Origin of the sequence: Staphylococcus sp. 11-B-312 (assembly GCF_016743055.1) — a bacterium.
Taxonomy (GTDB): domain Bacteria; phylum Bacillota; class Bacilli; order Staphylococcales; family Staphylococcaceae; genus Staphylococcus; species Staphylococcus ureilyticus.
The window spans coordinates 2,424,624-2,445,000 of sequence record NZ_CP068241.1; the positions used below are offsets into that span (position 1 = coordinate 2,424,624).

16 protein-coding genes and 2 rRNA genes (1 of these 18 running past the window's edge) are annotated in these 20,377 nt (G+C 36.4%); 2 read left to right on the forward strand and 16 right to left on the reverse strand.

The features are described from left to right. Positions 1 to 16 precede the first annotated feature (16 nt). From JG554_RS11700 to JG554_RS11755, 12 genes are all read right to left on the reverse strand, one after another. Entirely contained in the window at positions 17 to 541 is a 525-nt protein-coding gene (locus JG554_RS11700) for an NYN domain-containing protein (protein ID WP_019468577.1), read from the reverse strand. Beyond that, positions 538 to 1,287, reverse strand: coding sequence for a 23S rRNA (guanosine(2251)-2'-O)-methyltransferase RlmB (gene rlmB, locus JG554_RS11705; protein ID WP_046207688.1), 750 nt, complete (start codon positions 1,285 to 1,287; stop codon positions 538 to 540). Before rlmB ends, JG554_RS11700 begins: the two co-directional genes overlap by 4 nt. Before the next feature lie 7 nt (positions 1,288 to 1,294). Next, the gene (locus JG554_RS11710) at positions 1,295 to 1,681 is read right to left on the reverse strand and encodes a Mini-ribonuclease 3 (protein ID WP_064209902.1); all 387 of its coding nucleotides are present in this window, start codon (positions 1,679 to 1,681) and stop codon (positions 1,295 to 1,297) included. 1 nt (position 1,682) lies between these two features. Continuing rightward, complete coding sequence (gene cysS / locus JG554_RS11715; RefSeq protein WP_064209893.1) at positions 1,683 to 3,083, reverse strand: cysteine--tRNA ligase; 1,401 nt, start codon at positions 3,081 to 3,083, stop codon at positions 1,683 to 1,685. Next, on the reverse strand, positions 3,067 to 3,708 hold the full coding sequence (cysE, locus tag JG554_RS11720) for a serine O-acetyltransferase (protein WP_046207703.1): 642 nt from the start codon (positions 3,706 to 3,708) through the stop codon (positions 3,067 to 3,069). Before cysE ends, cysS begins: the two co-directional genes overlap by 17 nt. A gap of 323 nt (positions 3,709 to 4,031) precedes the next feature. Beyond that, the gene (gene gltX / locus JG554_RS11725; RefSeq protein WP_107360031.1) at positions 4,032 to 5,486 is read right to left on the reverse strand and encodes a glutamate--tRNA ligase; all 1,455 of its coding nucleotides are present in this window, start codon (positions 5,484 to 5,486) and stop codon (positions 4,032 to 4,034) included. 438 nt (positions 5,487 to 5,924) lie between these two features. After that, on the reverse strand, positions 5,925 to 6,983 hold the full coding sequence (locus JG554_RS11730) for a PIN/TRAM domain-containing protein (RefSeq protein ID WP_070039491.1): 1,059 nt from the start codon (positions 6,981 to 6,983) through the stop codon (positions 5,925 to 5,927). 74 nt (positions 6,984 to 7,057) lie between these two features. Next, the gene (gene radA, locus JG554_RS11735; protein WP_107360032.1) at positions 7,058 to 8,428 is read right to left on the reverse strand and encodes a DNA repair protein RadA; all 1,371 of its coding nucleotides are present in this window, start codon (positions 8,426 to 8,428) and stop codon (positions 7,058 to 7,060) included. A gap of 350 nt (positions 8,429 to 8,778) precedes the next feature. Beyond that, entirely contained in the window at positions 8,779 to 11,241 is a 2,463-nt protein-coding gene (locus JG554_RS11740; protein ID WP_046207694.1) for an ATP-dependent Clp protease ATP-binding subunit, read from the reverse strand. An 11-nt stretch (positions 11,242 to 11,252) separates the two neighbouring features. Continuing rightward, positions 11,253 to 12,263, reverse strand: coding sequence for a protein arginine kinase (locus JG554_RS11745; RefSeq protein WP_182478087.1), 1,011 nt, complete (start codon positions 12,261 to 12,263; stop codon positions 11,253 to 11,255). Next, positions 12,256 to 12,807 carry a UvrB/UvrC motif-containing protein gene (locus JG554_RS11750; protein ID WP_046207696.1) on the reverse strand — a complete coding sequence of 184 codons (552 nt, stop codon included), beginning with the start codon at positions 12,805 to 12,807 and terminating at the stop codon, positions 12,256 to 12,258. The genes JG554_RS11745 and JG554_RS11750 overlap by 8 nt, the downstream gene beginning before the upstream one ends. 24 nt (positions 12,808 to 12,831) lie before the next feature. Then, positions 12,832 to 13,293 carry a CtsR family transcriptional regulator gene (locus JG554_RS11755; protein WP_019468588.1) on the reverse strand — a complete coding sequence of 154 codons (462 nt, stop codon included), beginning with the start codon at positions 13,291 to 13,293 and terminating at the stop codon, positions 12,832 to 12,834. Between the two features lie 156 nt (positions 13,294 to 13,449). On the opposite strand from JG554_RS11755, the gene JG554_RS11760 reads away from it, so the two are divergent. Beyond that, entirely contained in the window at positions 13,450 to 14,664 is a 1,215-nt protein-coding gene (locus tag JG554_RS11760; protein ID WP_046207697.1) for a NupC/NupG family nucleoside CNT transporter, read from the forward strand. Between the two features lie 59 nt (positions 14,665 to 14,723). On the opposite strand, the gene pdxT is transcribed toward JG554_RS11760, so the two are convergent. Next, positions 14,724 to 15,299 carry a pyridoxal 5'-phosphate synthase glutaminase subunit PdxT gene (pdxT, locus tag JG554_RS11765; protein ID WP_064209899.1) on the reverse strand — a complete coding sequence of 192 codons (576 nt, stop codon included), beginning with the start codon at positions 15,297 to 15,299 and terminating at the stop codon, positions 14,724 to 14,726. A gap of 1 nt (position 15,300) precedes the next feature. Further along, the gene (pdxS, locus tag JG554_RS11770; protein ID WP_064209900.1) at positions 15,301 to 16,188 is read right to left on the reverse strand and encodes a pyridoxal 5'-phosphate synthase lyase subunit PdxS; all 888 of its coding nucleotides are present in this window, start codon (positions 16,186 to 16,188) and stop codon (positions 15,301 to 15,303) included. Positions 16,189 to 16,285: 97 nt separating this feature from the next. On the opposite strand from pdxS, the gene pdxR reads away from it, so the two are divergent. Then, on the forward strand, positions 16,286 to 17,662 hold the full coding sequence (gene pdxR / locus JG554_RS11775; RefSeq protein WP_064209901.1) for a MocR-like pyridoxine biosynthesis transcription factor PdxR: 1,377 nt from the start codon (positions 16,286 to 16,288) through the stop codon (positions 17,660 to 17,662). 698 nt (positions 17,663 to 18,360) lie between these two features. Here pdxR and rrf read toward each other — a convergent pair. Together rrf and JG554_RS11785 are read right to left on the reverse strand one after the other, a co-directional pair. Beyond that, positions 18,361 to 18,475: ribosomal RNA gene (rrf, locus tag JG554_RS11780) — 5S ribosomal RNA — on the reverse strand. Between the two features lie 77 nt (positions 18,476 to 18,552). Then, positions 18,553 to 20,377, reverse strand: a 23S ribosomal RNA gene (locus tag JG554_RS11785) (it continues 1,093 nt past the right edge of the window).

A 20,377-nucleotide genomic window follows, 5' to 3' on the forward strand; every position in this document is an offset into this window, starting at 1 on the left:
CAAGGGGCCAATCTTCTTATTTGTGATTGTTACCCCTTCTAATTTTTTCAAATTCTTCCAAAATTTCATTTGATAGTTCTATACGTGTGCGTGGTTTCTGCTCATTGAACCCTTCAAGCTTTTTTGAAACCGAAACTTCATTTTCTCTCAAGTCTCTCCACATTTCTCTAGAAGAGATACGATAAGCTCCCGCACCAAATATGGCATGTTGCTCACTCATATCACTTGTTACCACTGTGATATGTCTTGTATGTTTGTCGTATAAATCATAAACATATTTTTCTATAAAACTATCTGCTGTTTCTTTTTCTTTAGTAAAGACAATCTTTACACCGTGATACATATATTCTGATGACATGCCGGATTGTTCATAGGCATCAAACACACATACAACCTCATCTGCTATAACTGCATTATAATTTGCAATCGCAGTTAATAGCTGATCGCGTGCTTCTTCCAAATTTTCTTGGGCTATTTGACTTAAATCTTGTGATTGGCCAATCATATTGTAACCGTCTATAATCAAGAAACGATCCTTCATGATTTTTCTCCAATCTGATTACGTTTACGATAGACTTCATACATCATTAAGCTTGCCGCAACAGAAGCATTCAAACTATTTACATGCCCTACCATTGGAATATTTATATAAAAGTCACATTTATCTTTGGTAAGTCTGCTCATGCCTTGCCCTTCACTTCCGATAACAATCGCTAGCGACATACCAGCGTCCATTTCACGATAATCTGTTGAATTTTCGGCTTCTGTACCGACCACCCAGTATCCATGGTCTTTTAATGTTTCAATGGTATTCGCCAAATTTGTAACACGCATGACAGGGACATGTTCAATCGCACCAGTAGAAGCTTTTGCAACAGTCTGCGTAAGTGCAACCGATCGCCTTTTAGGAATAATAATGCCATCTACTCCTGAAGCATCAGCCGTTCTTAAAATCGACCCTAAATTATGAGGATCTTCTAAGCCATCCAAAATTAAAACAGTTGATAGTTTTTCATTGTTCTTTTGCTGTGCTAAAAACGCATCAAAATCTGCATATTCATATGGTGCGATGTATGCAGCGACACCTTGGTGAGGCGCATCAGACAAACCATCTAATTTTGATTTTGGCACTGCTTGTACAATGATTTTATTACTATTTGCCTTTTTTAAAATATCATTAATTTGTCCTTTTTTCACTGTATCTTGAATTAAAACCTTATTAATTGTATGTCCGGAAACAATCGCTTCTTTTACGGCATGACGACCTACTATAACAATCTCTTCCAAAGTCTCACTACCTTTCATCTACATTTTTTACGATGCGTTCAAGCAACATGGTGAGTCGCTCTTGGTTTTTTTCTAGATATAAAAATCCGAGGATTGCTTCTAAACCCGAACTTTTTCGATAAGTTTGAATATCTGTGTTTTTCGCCTTAGTATAACTCTTCGCATTTCTACCACGACGAACAATATCTAATTCTTCCGCTGTAAACCAGTTATTTTCTAATAAGTGCTCAAGCGATTGTGCCTGACTTTTTGCAGATACGTAACGCTTGGCTTCTTGGTGTAGTCGATTGGGCTTAGCTTTTAACTTCAATATAATGTACTCTCTTACGAATTGATCTAATACTGCATCACCCATATATGCCAAAGTTAATGGATTTAATAACTTATTATCCATATTAACCACGTTTGAATCTCACACCTTGTGGCGTATCTTCTAAAATAATATTTTGTTCTTTTAACTGGTCACGGATTTCGTCTGCACGTGCAAAATCTTTATTTTGTCGCGCCTGATTTCGTTCTTCAATGAGTGCTTCAACATCTTCATCTAATAATTCATCGTTGTTTGATGCTTTTAAAGGAACGCCTAAGACATCACTGAAGATTTGATACACTTCTTTAAATCGTGCAATCACTTTAGTAGATGTCGTATTTTCTAATACGTATTTATTCGCTAATTTTGATAAATCATACCAAGCTGTAATGGCATTAGCCGTATTAAAATCGTCGTTCATAACCGTTTCAAATTGGTCTAATATTTGATTGATTTCATCAATATAATGATCTTGTGTTTCAATATTAGTTGCAATTGTTTCACGTTCTTCAATGGCTTGATAACTATTGCGAATACGTTCTAACCCACTTTTAGCCGCCCCAACAAGTTCCATATTATAGTTGATTGGACTTCTATAATGTACACTTATCATGAAAAAGCGTAAGACGTCCGGATCAATTTCTTTAATAATGTCATGCACTAAGACAAAATTGCCCAATGACTTACTCATTTTTTCATTATCTATGTTAATGAAACCATTGTGCATCCAATAGTTTGCGAATGGGGCATGGTTATGCGCTTCAGATTGTGCAATTTCATTTTCATGATGAGGGAATTGTAAATCTGTACCACCCGCATGAATATCAATTGTTGCACCTAGCTCGTGATAAGCCATCACCGAACACTCAATATGCCAGCCTGGTCTACCTTTGCCAAATGGACTATCCCAACTGATTTCATCTGGTTTCGCTTGTTTCCATAACGTAAAATCAAGAGCGTCTTCTTTTTGTTCCCCTTGTTCAATACGCGCACCTACTTTTAAATCGTTCAGCGATTGATGGCTTAATTTACCATAATCTTCAAACTTACGTGTTCTGAAATAAACGTCGCCACCGCTTTCATATGCATAGCCTTCATCAATAAGTTCTTTTATAAACTTAATAATATCGTCCATATGATTCATGACTCTTGGATTTGAAGTCGCTTTTTTGACATTTAATGCACCCACATCTTCATAAAATGCATCGATATAGCGATTAGCTATTGTATTTACAGGCTCATTTAATTCTTTAGAGCGTTTTATTAATTTATCATCTACGTCCGTAAAGTTTGAAACGTAAATCACTTCATAACCTTGGTACTCAAGATATCTTCTGACAACATCATAGTTAATTGCAGGTCTTGCGTTTCCAATATGAATGTAATTATATACAGTTGGTCCACAAACATACATTTTAACCTTACCTGGTTCTATTGACTTAAACGTTTCTTTTTGACGTGTGAGTGTATTATATAATGTAATCATCTTGAATCTCTCCATTTCTTGTTTTCTCAAGTTGTTTCTCTAATTGTTTTAATTGCTCATAAATTGGATCAGGTAAATTACGATGATCAAATGTTTTGCCAATTCTTCTTCCGTCTTGTTTTACGATATGCCCTGGTATACCAACCACTGTAGAATAGCTAGGTACCGAGTTTAACACTACGGAATTTGCGCCAATATTAACATTTGAATTAATTTTAATATTACCGAGTACTTTTGCTCCTGCTGCAATTAAAACATTGTCTCCAATATCAGGATGACGCTTCCCTTTCTCTTTACCTGTCCCACCTAAAGTAACGCCTTGATAGATTGTGACATTATCACCAATCCTACATGTTTCTCCTATCACTACGCCCATACCATGGTCAATAAATAAACGCTTGCCAATTTGAGCACCTGGATGTATTTCTATTCCAGTAAAAAAACGTGTGATTTGAGAAATCAATCTGGCTAATACATATTTTTTCTTTTTATATAAAGCATGTGCAACTAAGTGACTCCACACTGCATGTACACCAGCATAAGATGTAACTACCTCTAATGTTGTACGTGCTGCTGGGTCTTGCTCAAACACCATATTTACATCATCTTTGATTCTTTTCAAAATTTCAAACAAGGTTGCGACCTCCTTATTAAAAAAGCACCTCCAACATCATACTGTTAGAGGTGCTTTGCACGGTTCCACTCTTTTTTAATAAGCTGATTCCTCAATCACATAGCAATACAACTTATATTGACTCATTTGCATTATTCAATTCATCAAACTAAAGGTGCATTCAACAATTTTTGTGTTGTGCTCACAGCGACCGCACACTCTCTTGACACATACCATTGCATACTAATCCTTTAGCTCATTCACATATTATAATAGTTGGTAACTTGTAATTTTTCAAGTGTTATACATTTAATCTATGTTATTCACTCTACGCATTAAACGTATTTTTTTAAGCGTTGTAGCACTTTGTCTTTGCCTAAAACTTCAATTGTATTTGGCAGTTCTGGTCCGTGCATTTGTCCAGTTACAGCTACACGTATCGGCATAAATAATTGCTTACCTTTGATACCTGTTTCTTTTTGAACTTCTTTAATTGTTTTTTTAATTTCGTCAGCTTCAAAAGTTTCTAATGCTTCTAATTTGCCATATAAATGATTCATTAGTTCTGGAACTTGTTCACCATTAATAACTTCTTGCTCATCTTCACCTAGTGTTTGTTCGTCTCGGAAGAAAATTTCAGATAATGGAACAATTTCTCCAGCGTAACTCATTTCTTTCTGATAAAGTGCAATCAGTTTACGCCCCCACGCTTTATCTTCTTCAGAAGGATTTTCAGGCAATAATTCTGCTTTTACTAAATGTGGAAAAGCAAGTTCAAATACTGTTTCAGTATCTTTTTGTTTCATATATTGGTTGTTAATCCAAGCTAATTTTTGTTTATCGAAAAATGCAGGTGATTTAGATAAACGTTTTTCGTCGAAGATTTTGATAAATTCTTCTTTAGAGTAGATTTCATCTTCACCTTCCGGAGACCAACCTAACAACGTAATAAAGTTGAATAAGGCCTCAGGTAAGTAACCCAAGTCTCTATACTGTTCAATAAATTGAAGGATTTGGCCATCACGTTTACTTAATTTTTTACGTTCTTCATTTACAATTAGTGACATATGTGCAAATCTTGGTGGTTCCCAACCAAATGTGTCATAAATCATTAATTGTTTTGGAGTATTTGAAATATGGTCGTCGCCACGTATAACATCTGAAATTTCCATGTAATGATCATCAACAGCTACGGCAAAATTATATGTTGGTACACCATCTTTTTTAACAATTACCCAATCTCCCATATTGTTTGAATCAAATGAAATTTCGCCTTTAACCATATCATCGAATTTATAAGTTGTATCTTTTGGAACGCGGAAACGAATAGAAGGTTTACGTCCTTCTGCTTCAAATTGTTGACGTTCTTCCTCTGTTAAATGTGCATGTTTACCACCATAACGCGGCATTTCACCACGCGCAATTTGTTGTTCACGTTCCGCTTCTAACTCTTCTTCAGTCATATAACATTTATATGCTTTATCTTCATCTAATAATTGTTGAATAAGCGGGTTGTATATTTCAGCACGTTCTGACTGACGGTAAGGGCCATAACCTTTATCCTTATCTACTGATTCGTCCCAATCAATACCTAGCCATTTTAGATTATCGAACTGTGATGATTCTCCATCCTCTAAATTACGTTTGCTATCTGTATCTTCTATACGTATTACAAAATCACCATCATAATGTTTAGCAAATAAATAGTTAAATAATGCAGTTCTTGCATTACCAATATGCAAATAACCTGTTGGACTTGGCGCATATCTAACTCTTACACGATTACTCATTATGTTCACTCCTGTTTAAAATTAATTTTTTATTTTCAATTTCATTGCTTTCATTTTTACTGTGTCTATCTATTACACACAGTAATATATCAATACGAATCCAATGAAGTTCATATTAAAAAATAATGTTTCAGCATTTAAAGTATATTGCTTATTCGCTTACTTATAATATCATAGCTCATCATTTTTTAAAGCATCACTATATTAAAATCAAACATTTTTTGTTTTTAATTTCACGGCATAATTCTAAATATAGTAATACAATTTCGCTATCTATTGTAGCACTTTAAAGCTGATTATGATATTACCACGCTTAAATTTAATTGTTTATAAATGAATTCTTTTGTCACTTGGTCATTCAGTGTTTTTACGTAAAAAAGGTTTCATGTGAAACTGTAACTGTAGTTGCTACATTTCATATGAAACCTAACTGCTATTTCAATATATTTTTTTAGCAAAAATAATCCGACCCGAAGATGTTTGCAATAAACTGACGACTTCTAAATCAATGTGTTCGCCAATATGTTTTTTAGCATTGTCTACAACTACCATCGTACCATCTTCTAAATAACCCACTGCTTGTCCAGCTTCTTTACCCATCTTAGTTAACAATAAGTTAAGTCGATCACCTTGATGGACTGTTGGCTTAATGGCTTCTGATAAGTCATTAACATTGAGTACTTGAATGCCTTGTATATGACAAACTTTGTTCAGATTAAAATCTGTAGTGATAATTTGAGCTCTATAATGCAGCGCGAGTTTAATTAACATAGCGTCTATATCACTGTGTGATTTTGTAGGTTGAATAATACGTGTAGGGTGCTGTGCATCGTGTAATGCATTAAGCATATCTAAGCCTCTTTGACCTTTTTCTCTCTTCACACTATCATTCGCATCCGCAATAACTTGCAATTCATTAATCACACCTTGTGGAATTAAAATCTCACCATCTACAAAGCCACATTCTAAAACATCTAGAATACGTCCATCTATAATTGCACTCGTATCAATCACCTTTGGCATCGCATTACGTGTATTCATAGCCATAGAACGCGTCATATTTTCTGGCAAAAACAAAAGCATTTCATCACGTTTACGTAAACCAAATTGAAATCCTAAATACCCCAATATGATTGTAACAATGATTGGTACAAAATGATTTAACACGTTGTTGCCAATAATTTGGAAAATAAATGAAATCATTACAGAAATAAGCAAACCTATAATGAGCCCAATTGTGGCAAACAATATTTCTATCGCACTTTGACGCATAATCATTTGTTCTAAATCTTTCATTGCTAAAGTTACTTTCTTAATAAACCAACCAAAGATAGCAAAAAACAGTATAATCCCTAGTAGTCCATTGAAATAATTATTTGTAAGTAGCATGAAATGACTCAATCCAGCATCTGCAATAATCTCTGGAATAAGATACACGCCTAAACTTGCGCCCAATATGATATAGCACAAGATTACAATGAGTCTTATCATGTTCAAATGCTAACGCTCCTTTCGCATGAAAGCTATTATGACTTCATAAGCCATGTAACCATTTAAATAAATGTCGTTGATCAATGTTTTGATAAGGCATATTTTAATGCCTCATGGACATTTGTCACACCAATGACTTTAATGTTGCTCGGGAATTCCCAACCCCCAATATTAGATTCAGGAATAATAATGCGTTTAAAACCTAATTTTTCCGCTTCTTGTACACGTTGTTCAATGCGAGAAACACGTCTCACTTCCCCTGTTAAACCAACTTCGCCGATAAAACAGTCTAAGCCATCTACAGTTAAATCTTTAAAGCTTGAGGCAGTAGCAATAATGATTCCTAAATCAACAGCAGGTTCTGTTAATCTTACGCCACCAGCTACTTTAATATAGGCATCTTGTTGTTGCAGTAAATAATTTTCTTTTTTCTCTAATACAGCCATTAACAAACTTAAACGATTGTGATCTATTCCTGTCGCCATACGTCTAGGATTATTAAATGTTGTGGGTGTCACTAACGCTTGAACCTCAATTAATAATGGTCGCGTACCTTCCATAGTAGACACGATTGTCGAACCTGGAACATTTGTAGACCGTTCTTCTAAAAACATTTCTGAAGGATTTTTAACACCTTTCAATCCACTCTGTTTCATTTCAAAAATACCCATTTCATTTGTAGAGCCAAAGCGATTTTTTACCGCTCTTAAAATCCGATAAGCATGATGCTCATCACCTTCAAAATAAAGCACCGTATCTACCATATGTTCTAGCAAACGAGGTCCCGCAATCTGACCTTCTTTCGTAACGTGACCAACAATAAACGTCGCGATATTTAGTTGTTTAGCTATATTCATCAAGCTCTGTGTACTCTCTCTCACCTGAGATACCGAACCGGGTGCAGAACTGATTTCAGGGTGAAAAATAGTCTGAATAGAATCTACAACAAGCAAATCAGGCTTCAATTGTTTAACTGTTTCATGTATCACTTCTAAATCTGTTTCTGCAAATACATTTAAATGACTTGACTCTTCATCTAATCGATCTGCTCTTAATTTTGTTTGATTTAATGATTCTTCACCAGTTATATATAAAACGTTTTTCTCTTGTGATAACGCTGCACATATTTGAAGCAATAGTGTTGATTTACCGATACCTGGATCGCCACCAATCAACACAAGTGAACCATTAACGATTCCGCCACCAAGCACTCGATTAAACTCTGCTGAATTCGTTTTAACACGTGGTGTTGTCTCATGCTTTATATCATTTAACTTCTGTACTTTGGATGTATTTTCACGACTGCGCACACCATGTTTCGGACTTGTCGATTTCTGTTCTATGATTTCTTCCATTTGATTCCATCCACCACAGTTAGGACATTTCCCCATCCATTTAGGTGACTGATAACCACATGCCATGCATTCAAAAATCACTTTCTTTTTGGCCAAAACTGCACCTCCATCTTTATTGAACAAATCTATTTTATACCTATGTTTATGTAAAAACAAATTTTATTTACAAATGATTTATTTTGATATTTTATATGCTAAATAAATAGCTTTATATTGTAATATATAAATGAATATATTGCAAAAATCTATTTTTAAAAATAACACTATTATGCCTATAGCACCATCAAAAAGATATACTTTATTGATATCCAAATTAGCCTACAAGGTCATATCATACTTTCACCATACTGTATCGTAGTTTTTGAAATTAAAAAAGCGTTTCTCAAGGTTGAAATAAATACTTGAGAAACGCTTTGGCACTATGACCTATATTGATTTATCTAATTTTATGATTCAGAAGTTTCTTTTTCTTTTTCATCTTCTGTTCTATCTTTAATGTTATATTTATATTCCTTACCGTCATGGTCGATATAAACATTTTTACCTTCAATTTGATTGCCGTCTAAGATTAACTCACTTAAGTTATCTTCAATCGTTTTTTGGATTTCTCGAATAAGTGGTCTCGCACCATATTCTGGATCGTATCCTTCTTCAGCGATGCGTTCTTTAGCTGCATCAGAAACGATAATATCAATATCTTGTTCTGATAAACGATCTGTAAGTTTATTTACCATCATTGTTACAATTTCTTTCAACTCATCTTGTGACAGTTTGTGGAATACAATGATGTCATCTACACGGTTTAAGAATTCTGGACGGAAAGCATTTTTCAATTCTTTCATCATTGTTTTACGGATAGATTCATAGTCTTGACCTTCTGATGCGCCACCAAATCCAGCAAAACGTTGATCTTGCAATTCTTGCGCACCCACGTTAGATGTCATAATAATCACTGTGTTACGGAAGTCTACTTGACGACCTTTAGTATCTGTTAAATGTCCATCATCTAATACTTGCAACAAGATGTTAAATACATCAGGATGCGCTTTTTCGATTTCATCAAATAATATAACTGAATATGGTTTGCGTCTTACTTTTTCAGTTAATTGACCGCCATCATCATGACCAACATAACCTGGAGGCGCTCCTACTAAACGACTGACAGCATGTTTTTCCATAAACTCACTCATGTCAACACGAATCATTGCGTCATCTTCACCAAACATTGTTTCTGCTAGTGCACGTGCTAATTCTGTCTTACCGACACCTGTAGGTCCTAAGAATATAAAGCTACCTATTGGTCTTTGAGGATCTTTTAATCCTGCTCTTGCACGTCTTACTGCTTTACTGATTGATGTCACTGCTTCTTTTTGACCAATGACACGTTTGTGTAACGTATCTTCCAAGTTAAGCAAGCGATCAGATTCTGTTTCATTAATTTTTGTTAATGGAATGCCAGTCCAACCAGCGATAACTTCACCGATATCCTCTTCAGATAAGGATGTGTTCGCACCGTTTTGGCTATTTTTCCAATTATTGTTTGCTTCTTCGTATTGTTTTTCTAATTTAGTTTGTTTATCACGTAAATTAGCTGCATTTTCAAATTCTTGTGCATGTACAGCTGCATCTTTTTCATTTTTCACTTGCTCAATTTCTTGTTCCAACTCTTTTAAGTTTGGTGGTGTTGTATGACTTTTTAGTCTTACTTTTGAGCTTGCTTCATCAATTAAGTCAATCGCTTTATCTGGTAAGAAACGATCAGAAACATAGCGATGACTTAGTTTTGCTGCTGATTCTAAAGCTTCATCAGAGATGTTGATGCGGTGATGTGCTTCATAACGATCACGTAATCCTTTTAAGATTTCAATCGTATCTTCAACAGTTGGTTCATCTACTTGAACAGGTTGGAAACGACGTTCTAACGCAGCATCCTTTTCAATGTTTTTACGATATTCATCTAGTGTAGTCGCACCGATACATTGTAATTCGCCACGGGCTAATGCTGGTTTTAAGATGTTTGATGCATCAATTGCACCTTCTGCACCACCAGCACCTACTAATGTGTGAAGCTCATCAATGAACAGAATGACATTACCTGCTTGGTGAATTTCTTCCATTACTTTTTTCAAACGTTCTTCAAATTCGCCACGATATTTCGTACCAGCAACGACTGTTCCCATATCTAATGACATCACACGTTTACCTTTAAGTGTTTCAGGAACTTCATTATTAACAATTGCAAGTGCTAAACCTTCAGCAATTGCCGTTTTACCGACACCTGGTTCCCCAATTAATACTGGGTTGTTCTTAGTACGTCTACTCAACACTTCAATGACACGTGTGATTTCTTTATCTCTGCCAATAACAGGATCCAACGTGCCATCATTAGCAATTACTGTTAAGTCACGAGCAAGACTATCTAAAGTTGGTGTATTATTAGATTTGTTTGCCTGCGCATTTTTATTGCTCATTTCAGGGCTTCCTAAAGCTTTCACTACTTGCGCGCGTGCTTTCGTAATGTTTAAGTCTAGATTAGCAAAAACACGTGCAGCTACACCTTCATTTTCTCTAATTAAACCAAGTAATATATGCTCGGTACCAACGAAATTGTGGTGTAATTTTCTTGCTTCGTCCATTGATAACTCAATAACTTTTTTAGCACGTGGTGTGTAATGTAACGCACCCATTTGTTCTTGACCGTGACCAATTAATTTTTCAACTTCTGTTACTACTTTTTCTTCAGTAATATCAAAGGATTCCAACACTTTTGCTGCAATACCTTCTGGTTCTTTCATTAAACCTAAAAGTAAATGTTCTGTTCCTATATTTGAATGATTTAAGCGAATTGCTTCTTCTTGAGCATGTGCCAATACACGTTGTGCACGTTCTGTCAGTCTACCAAATAACATAGCATGACCTCCTAATTTATATGTTCTCTTAAAATATCTGCTCTTTTTTCGTTAACTGTTCTATCATCTTCATCATCTAATAAGAATGGTGATTGAATAGCAACCATCAACTCATTAAACTTAAAGTCTTTTAATTCAATATAGTCTAAATCTATACCTAATTTCACTTCACTTAATCTAAATGATGCTTCTTCCATAGATATTAGTCTACTATATTTTAAGATACCTAACGAACGATATACTCTATCTAAAGTTTCAATTTTATTATGCTTGCTAAGTCGTTCGCGAATTTGCATCTCTTCGTTAATAATTTGTTGTACTACTTCAGTTAAACTTTCAATAATTTCTTCTTCTGTTTTTCCAAGCGTCAGTTGATTGGAAATTTGATAAATGTGACCGTATACTTGGGAACCTTCGCCATAAATACCTCTTATTGTGAATCCAAAACGATTGATTGTTTGAGCGATTCTATTCATCCGCTTCATAATCGTAAGTCCCGGTAAATGTAACATTACGCTGGCTCTCATACCAGTACCGATATTCGTCGGACATGTTGTTAAATAACCGAGTGTTTCATCAAAACTTACATCTAACTCACTGTCTAATGTGTCATCCAGTGCGGAAGCTTTTTCATATAATGTTTGCAATGATAAATCATTTCCCATGGCTTGAATTCGTATATGATCTTCTTCATTAACCATAATGCTTAAAGATTCATCTTCATTTAAAAGTACTGCAGCAGCAGGTCTTTTTATTAACTCGGGACTGATAAGATGTTTCGCTACAAGTTTATATTTACTCTGCTGGTCCATCGTGTCTAACCTCTGTATAAACATGTTAGGAAGCGCATCTTGAACTTCATTTATCACTCTATTACCATCTTGTTCGGATGCAAACATCAAAGGGTGTACATGATTTTCTAAATTTCTAGCCAAACGCAATCTCGAAGACATTACGATTGGACTTTCTGCCTCGTCTCTCATCCACTCACTAATGTGGGTGCTGATATCATTCTTACTCATCATGTTTCACCTCGCTGTCTTCTTTCAATGCCTTAATTTCATCTCTAACAACTGCAGCCTCTTCAAAATTTTGTTCTTCAATTAACTGATTTAAATAAGTTGTTTTCTCTTCTATTTGTTTTTTCAAAGCTAACTTTCTATGTGAAGAGCGTGGTGTTTTTCCAGTGTGTTCAATTTGACCACCTTGTACACGTCGTACAATATCGACAATGTCATCTTTAAAAGTTGCGTAGCAGTCTGCACAACCAAATTTACCAACATGCGCAATATCTTTTAATGTCATTTGACAAGTAGGACATCTCTTTTCTTCTTTAAATGCAATTTCATCGAAATCAATACCGTGTTTCGCTGCTAAATGTTGTAATATTTGTTTTACTACAAACGCACCTTCAATGTCATCTTGTGACTGCATTTGTTGGTTTTGAGTCCACGGGTTACCGCCTTGTGCGCATGTGGCACAAACCCATTTTTCATGTACACCATCTTGCCCTTTAACTGCTAACTTTACTTCTGCTTCATTTAAATGACAATTTTCGCACAGCACGACCAAACACCTCTCTTAATTTCTTTAATAATAATTTATTACATGTAATATTCGTTTCACTATATTAGCACGTATAATATCTCTTGATAATACATCCATTTTTAAAGTTTCTCTATCGATTACAGCGTAAATCATTTTTGCTTCACGTTCACTGATATATGCTTTATCTAATAAACCATCTATGATGTAATAAGCTTGTTGCTGTGAAATAGATGGTCCGATGAGTTGAAGTAAATGATTAATGTAACCTGTTTCATCTTTGTTTTCAATTTTAGTGATTCGAATATAACCACCGCCACCTCTTTTACTTTCTATTTCATAACCATGTTCATTTGTAAAACGTGTTTTGATCACATAGTTTAGTTGAGAAGGCACACAGTCAAACCGCTGTGCAATATTGGCACGTTGAATTTCAACAACGTCTTCATTGGTGTCTTCAAATAATTTTTTAATGTACTGTTCTATGATGTCGGACATGTTATGCATGATTATCACCTCTTTTGACCTTCTTTGACTATATTATATGACCAACTTTGACCTTTTTCAACCAATATGTTTTAAATTTTTTCAATTTTGGATGTAAGTAAGCGCTTGTTTATTGTATTATAGGAGTTAAGAAAAAATTTAAAGGGATGAATTATTATGCATATTATTATCGGTTTAATTGGTATTGCTGTGTTTCTTGGGTTAGCTTTACTCTTTAGTTCTGACAGAAAAAATATTCGCTGGCAATACATTGGCTTATTACTCATAATACAACTTGTATTTGCTTTTATATTATTAAAAACAAAATTTGGTATTACGGTCATTGGTGGCATTTCAGATGGCTTTAATTACTTATTAGCTAAAGCTGCTGAAGGTGTCAATTTTGTATTTGGTGGATTTGAATTTGTAGATCCTAAAAATCCTCCATTCTTCTTCAATGTATTATTACCAATCGTTTTTATTTCAGCATTAATTGGTATCTTACAATACACAAGAATATTGCCATTCATTATTAACTATTTAGGTTTAGCCATTTCTAAAGTAAATGGGATGGGTCGCTTAGAGTCATATAATGCGGTAGCAGCAGCAATTTTGGGTCAATCAGAGGTTTTCATTTCACTCAAAAAAGAATTAGCACATATCCCTAAACAACGTCTTTATACATTGACTGCTTCCGCGATGTCTACGGTATCGGCTTCTATTATCGGTGCTTATTTTACATTAATCGAGCCTAGATATGTAGTTACTGCAGTAGTACTAAACTTATTTGGCGGGTTTATCATTGCTTCTATTATTAATCCATATAAAGTAGATGTAAAAGAAGATAAATTAATCGTTGAAGAAAGTGAGACGGAAAAACAGTCCTTCTTCGAAATGTTAGGGGAATACATTTTAGATGGGTTTAAAGTTGCTGTAATCGTTGGTGCGATGCTGATTGGTTATATAGCAATTATCGCTTTGTTAAACGGTGTTGTAAGTGCTATTTTCACTGCAGCTTCAGGTGGAAGTATTACATGGGATTTCCAAACTTTAATTGGATTTATATTTGCACCATTAGCATTTTTAATTGGGGTACCATGGGACGATGCTGTTCAAGCTGGTTCTATTATGGCAACAAAATTACTATCTAATGAATTTGTAGCCATGCAAAGCTTAAATGAAGTTAAAAATATCAGTGAACACGCAAAAGGTGTAATCTCTGTCTTTGTTGTATCTTTTGCTAACTTTAGTTCTATTGGTATTATTTCTGGCGCAATCAAATCGCTTAATAATGAAAAAGGTGATATGGTAGCACGTTTTGGTTTAAAACTTTTATTTGGTGCCACACTTGTGTCATTTATTTCTGCAGCAATCGCAGGTTTCTTTATCTAATTAAACTGACAAAAAGCAGGTCAATCCATTTTGGAATTGACCTGCTTTTTTACGTTATATTAAACTTGCTCAATTGTAGCCTTTGCTACAATATGTTCAATGAAATATTGCGTTACGCGATAATCTTCTGTTAACTCTGGATGGAAAGAAACACCTAAATAGCGTCCTTCTTGAACTGCTACTATTTTCTCACCAACCGAGCTCAATATTGTGGCATTCCCATGGACTTGGGCTATATGAGGGGCTCTGATAAATACCCCTTCTATATCTTCTGCAATGCCAGTAATATTTAAATGACTTTCAAAACTATCTACTTGTCTGCCAAATGAATTTCGTTGGACCGTAATATCTAATTTGTTGAGATATCCTTCTTCACCAACAATATCTTTTGCCATAACTATAAGCCCTGCACAAGTGCCAAACATAGGTAATTCAGATTGTTGTAATGCTTCTTTAAACCCATATATATTCATTAAACGACGTAACGTTGTCGATTCACCACCAGGTAGTATGAGCCCATCAATTTCCTCTAATTGCTCCACATGTTTTATGGCAATACCTTCGTGTCCACTTAATTCAATATGCTTCAAATGTTCTCTCACAGCACCCTGTAAAGCTAAAACACCTATTTTCATATTACCAACCACGCTCTTGCATACGTTCTTCTAGTGACAAATCATTAATGTCTAAACCTTTCATTGCTGTACCTAACTCTTTAGCTAATCTACCAATTAATTCATAATCTTGGTAATGCGTCGTAGCTTGTACAATTGCTTTTGCAAATTTTTCAGGATCTTCTGATTTAAAAATACCAGAACCAACAAATACACCATCTGCACCTAATTCCATCATCAAAGCAGCGTCTTGAGGTGTTGCTACACCACCAGCTGCAAAATTCACCACTGGCAATTTACCGTTTTCTTTAATTGATTTTAATACTTCAAAAGGTGCACCTATGTTTTTAGCTTCCGTCATAATTTCATCATCATTCATAACTGTTATGCGACTCACTTCAGCATTGACTTGTCTAATATGTCTAACAGCTTCAACGATATTACCAGTACCAGGTTCACCTTTCGTACGTAACATTGCCGCTCCTTCACCTATGCGACGCGCTGCTTCACCTAAATTACGACAGCCACAAACAAATGGTACTGTAAAAGTATCTTTACGTAAGTGGTACTCTTCATCAGCTGGTGTTAAGACTTCTGATTCATCAATATAGTCAACACCCATTGCTTCTAGTACACGTGCTTCTGTTATATGACCAATACGACCTTTAGCCATGACAGGTATAGAAACAGCATTCATTACTTCTTCAACAATTTTAGGATTTGCCATTCTAGCAACACCACCAGCTGCTCTAATATCAGAAGGAACACGTTCTAACGCCATTACAGCAACTGCCCCTGCTTCTTCCGCAATCTTCGCTTGTTCAGCATTGACAACGTCCATGATGACGCCGCCTTTTTGCATTTCAGCCATTCCTCTTTTGACTCTTTCTGATCCAGTAAATTTAGACATTTTATTTACCCCTTTACTTAGTTGATTAAATTCATTTTAAAAGATAAACTGGTATTTAAAAAGGTACACTTTCAAAATAATTTAGGGGGTCAGTTTATTGTCTAAAAATCATCTCTATATTAATTTATATGAAAATTTAAAACAACAAATCATAGAAGGTCAATACAAATCTGAAGATAAGTTTCCGTCTAAACGTGCATTAGGCCAACATTTATCTGTAAGCAATACAACAATTGAACATGCGTATCAGCTCTTATTAGATGAAGGATATATTTACTCCAAACCGCGTTCAGGCTATTTTGTTTCAGATATAGAAACGCTTCCTGTTATCGCAAGAAATATGGACCAATCCCAACATCATAATTACTCAAAAAATAATCATGAAGTGACACAATCAGTCCGTTCACTGGCATTTAATTTATCAGAGATTGATGCAGAATACTTCCCTATGAAACAATTTAGAAAATATGCAAAAGATGCATTTGAAGATGAAGAAATTGATTTACTACAACATGTTAATTCAAAAGGCGAGATTTCATTAAGACAAGAAATTGCACATTACTTATTTAATAGTCGTGGCGTTAACTGTAGACCTGAACAAATTATCATCGGTTCTTCAACAGAACAACTAATAAATCTTTTAACTGACATTTTAAATGACGGTCGTTTTTTAATAGAAAATCCTAGTTATCCACCCATTAAGCAAGTACTAGATAAAAAGCAAATTGCTTATCTTCAAGTACCTGTAAATAGTACAGGAATAGAAATTACGTCCTTTCAGAAATCCAATAATAATATCGCATATGTCACACCATCACACCAATTCCCCACAGGCTATGTTATGAGTTTAAAAAAAAGAACCCAACTCATCAATTGGGCACAACAAAGTACTGATAGATACATTATTGAAGATGATTATGATTCTGAGTTTCGCTACTTCGGTAAACCAATACCTGCTCTACAAAGTTTAGACACTAAAGATAAGGTCATATATATTAGTACCTTTTCCAAATCATTATTTCCAAGCTGTCGAATTGCATATTTAGTTTTACCAAATAATTTACTTTCAAAATATGACAACTTGGCAAATAAAGAAGGAAACACAGTGCCGGCACATACACAAAAAATGATTTCACTCTTTATGAAATCAGGGAGTTTTGAAAGGCATCTTAATAAAATGAGAAACGTGTATCGCCATAAACTAACAACAATTTTAAATGCATTAACACCTTATCAATCGCAATTAAAAATAGATGGTGCTTTAGCTGGTATGCATTTTACACTCACTGTCAAAAATCATTTGACTATGGGGCAATGCTTAGAACGTGCAAAGGAAAATGATTTAAAAATAATACCATTTAGTAAATATGATAGTGATCAAAACACAGTTAAATTTATTCTAGGTTTCGGTGGTATTCCGATATCCCAACTCAAAGAACATACAGACGCACTAATCAAAACACTGACAGTCTAGTATATATTATTGATAGTTCGACTTTTATATTTCTTATAAATTTATATGTTATTGAAATACTGTGACTTATGCATGGGCTTTAGCTCATGCATTCCTTTTACTATTTCACGCTTTCCTCACTCACTAACCGCTTGTAAGCTCATTTCGTCTTTCGTTTACTTCGTCAGCTTCAAACGCTTTCTTTTGTCAGTTTGCAGTTCTTCGAACTGGAAGTTAAGCTCCTTTTATGTAAAAAAAAGACCCTTTCGGTCTCGGCTCATCGCATCCTATTTACTTGCCTGTAAAGTCACACTTCTTAATTTTAATTTTTACCTTTGACACTTATATATCTTATGAATTTATATGTTATTGGAATAGTGTGACTTATGCATGAGCTTTAGCTCATGTATTCCTCTTTACCTACTCTTGCGGAACGTAAGTCAGCTACCTTCGGCGCTAAGCAGCTTTCCTGACTTCAGGCAAGCGCTCGTAAAGTACCACTCTCAATTTATTGAGATAGCGGTACTTATGCATGAGTTTTTGCTCATGCATTCCTTTTACTATTTCACGCTTTCCTCACTCACTTACCGCTTGTAAGCTCATTTCGTCTCTCGTTTACTTCGTCAGCTTCAAACGTTTTCTTTTGTCAGTTTGCAGTTCTTCGAACTGGGAAGTTAAGCTCCTTTTACGTAAAAAAAAGACCCTTTCGGGTCTTGATTGCCTGGCAACGTCCTACTCTTGCGGAACGTAAGTCCGACTACCATCGGCGCTAAGGAGCTTAACTTCTGTGTTCGGCATGGGAACAGGTGTGACCTCCTTGCTATAGTCACCAGACAATGTCATGTATAAAATTTATACACTCAAAACTAGATTGTAAGTAAAATTTAGTTTAACCAACAAAACTTTTAAATTTGATTAAGTCTTCGATCGATTAGTATTCGTCAGCTCCACATATCGCTATGCTTCCACCTCGAACCTATTAACCTCATCATCTTTGAGGGATCTTATAACCGAAGTTGGGAAATCTCATCTTGAGGGGGGCTTCATGCTTAGATGCTTTCAGCACTTATCCCGTCCATACATAGCTACCCAGCGATGCCGTTGGCACGACAACTGGTACACCAGAGGTATGTCCATCCCGGTCCTCTCGTACTAAGGACAGCTCCTCTCAAATTTCCTACGCCCACGACGGATAGGGACCGAACTGTCTCACGACGTTCTGAACCCAGCTCGCGTACCGCTTTAATGGGCGAACAGCCCAACCCTTGGGACCGACTACAGCCCCAGGATGCGATGAGCCGACATCGAGGTGCCAAACCTCCCCGTCGATGTGAACTCTTGGGGAGATAAGCCTGTTATCCCCGGGGTAGCTTTTATCCGTTGAGCGATGGCCCTTCCATGCGGAACCACCGGATCACTAAGTCCGTCTTTCGACCCTGCTCGACTTGTAAGTCTCGCAGTCAAGCTTCCTTGTGCCTTTACACTCTATGAATGATTTCCAACCATTCTGAGGAAACCTTTGAGCGCCTCCGTTACTCTTTAGGAGGCGACCGCCCCAGTCAAACTGTCCATCTGACACTGTCTCCCACCATGATTAATGGTGCGGGTTAGAAATCCAATACAGCGAGGGTAGTATCCCACCAACGCCTCCACGTAAGCTAGCGCTCACGTATCTAAGGCTCCTACCTATCCTGTACAAGCTGTACCGAATTTCAATATCAGACTACAGTAAAGCTCCACGGGGTCTTTCCGTCCTGTCGCGGGTAACCTGCATCTTCACAGGTACTATGATTTCACCGAGTCTCTCGTTGAGACAGTGCCCAAATCGTTACGCCTTTCGTGCGGGTCGGAACTTACCCGACAAGGAATTTCGCTACCTTAGGACCGTTATAGTTACGGCCGCCGTTTACTGGGGCTTCGATTCGTAGCTTCGCAGAAGCTAACCACTCCTCTTAACCTTCCAGCACCGGGCAGGCGTCAGCCCCTATACATCACCTTACGGTTTAGCAGAGACCTGTGTTTTTGATAAACAGTCGCTTGGGCCTATTCACTGCGGCTCTCCTGGGCGTGAACCCTAAAGAGCACCCCTTCTCCCGAAGTTACGGGGTCATTTTGCCGAGTTCCTTAACGAGAGTTCGCTCGCTCACCTTAGAATTCTCATCTTGACTACCTGTGTCGGTTTGCGGTACGGGCACCATAAATCTAGCTAGAGGCTTTTCTCGGCAGTGTGAAATCAACGACTCGAGGAAACAATTTCCTCTCCCCATCACAGCTTGACCTTATGAGTGCCGGATTTGCCTAACACTCAGTCTTACTGCTTGGACGTACAATCCAATCGTACGCTTCGCCTATCCTACTGCGTCCCCCATCGCTTAAAACGATTCATGGTGGTACAGGAATATCAACCTGTTATCCATCGCCTACGCCTATCGGCCTCAGCTTAGGACCCGACTAACCCAGAGCGGACGAGCCTTCCTCTGGAAACCTTAGTCAATCGGTGGACGGGATTCTCACCCGTCTTTCGCTACTCACACCGGCATTCTCACTTCTAAGCGCTCCACATGTCCTTGCGATCATGCTTCAACGCCCTTAGAACGCTCTCCTACCATTGTCCTACGGACAATCCACAGCTTCGGTAATATGTTTAGCCCCGGTACATTTTCGGCGCAGTATCACTCGACTAGTGAGCTATTACGCACTCTTTAAATGATGGCTGCTTCTAAGCCAACATACTAG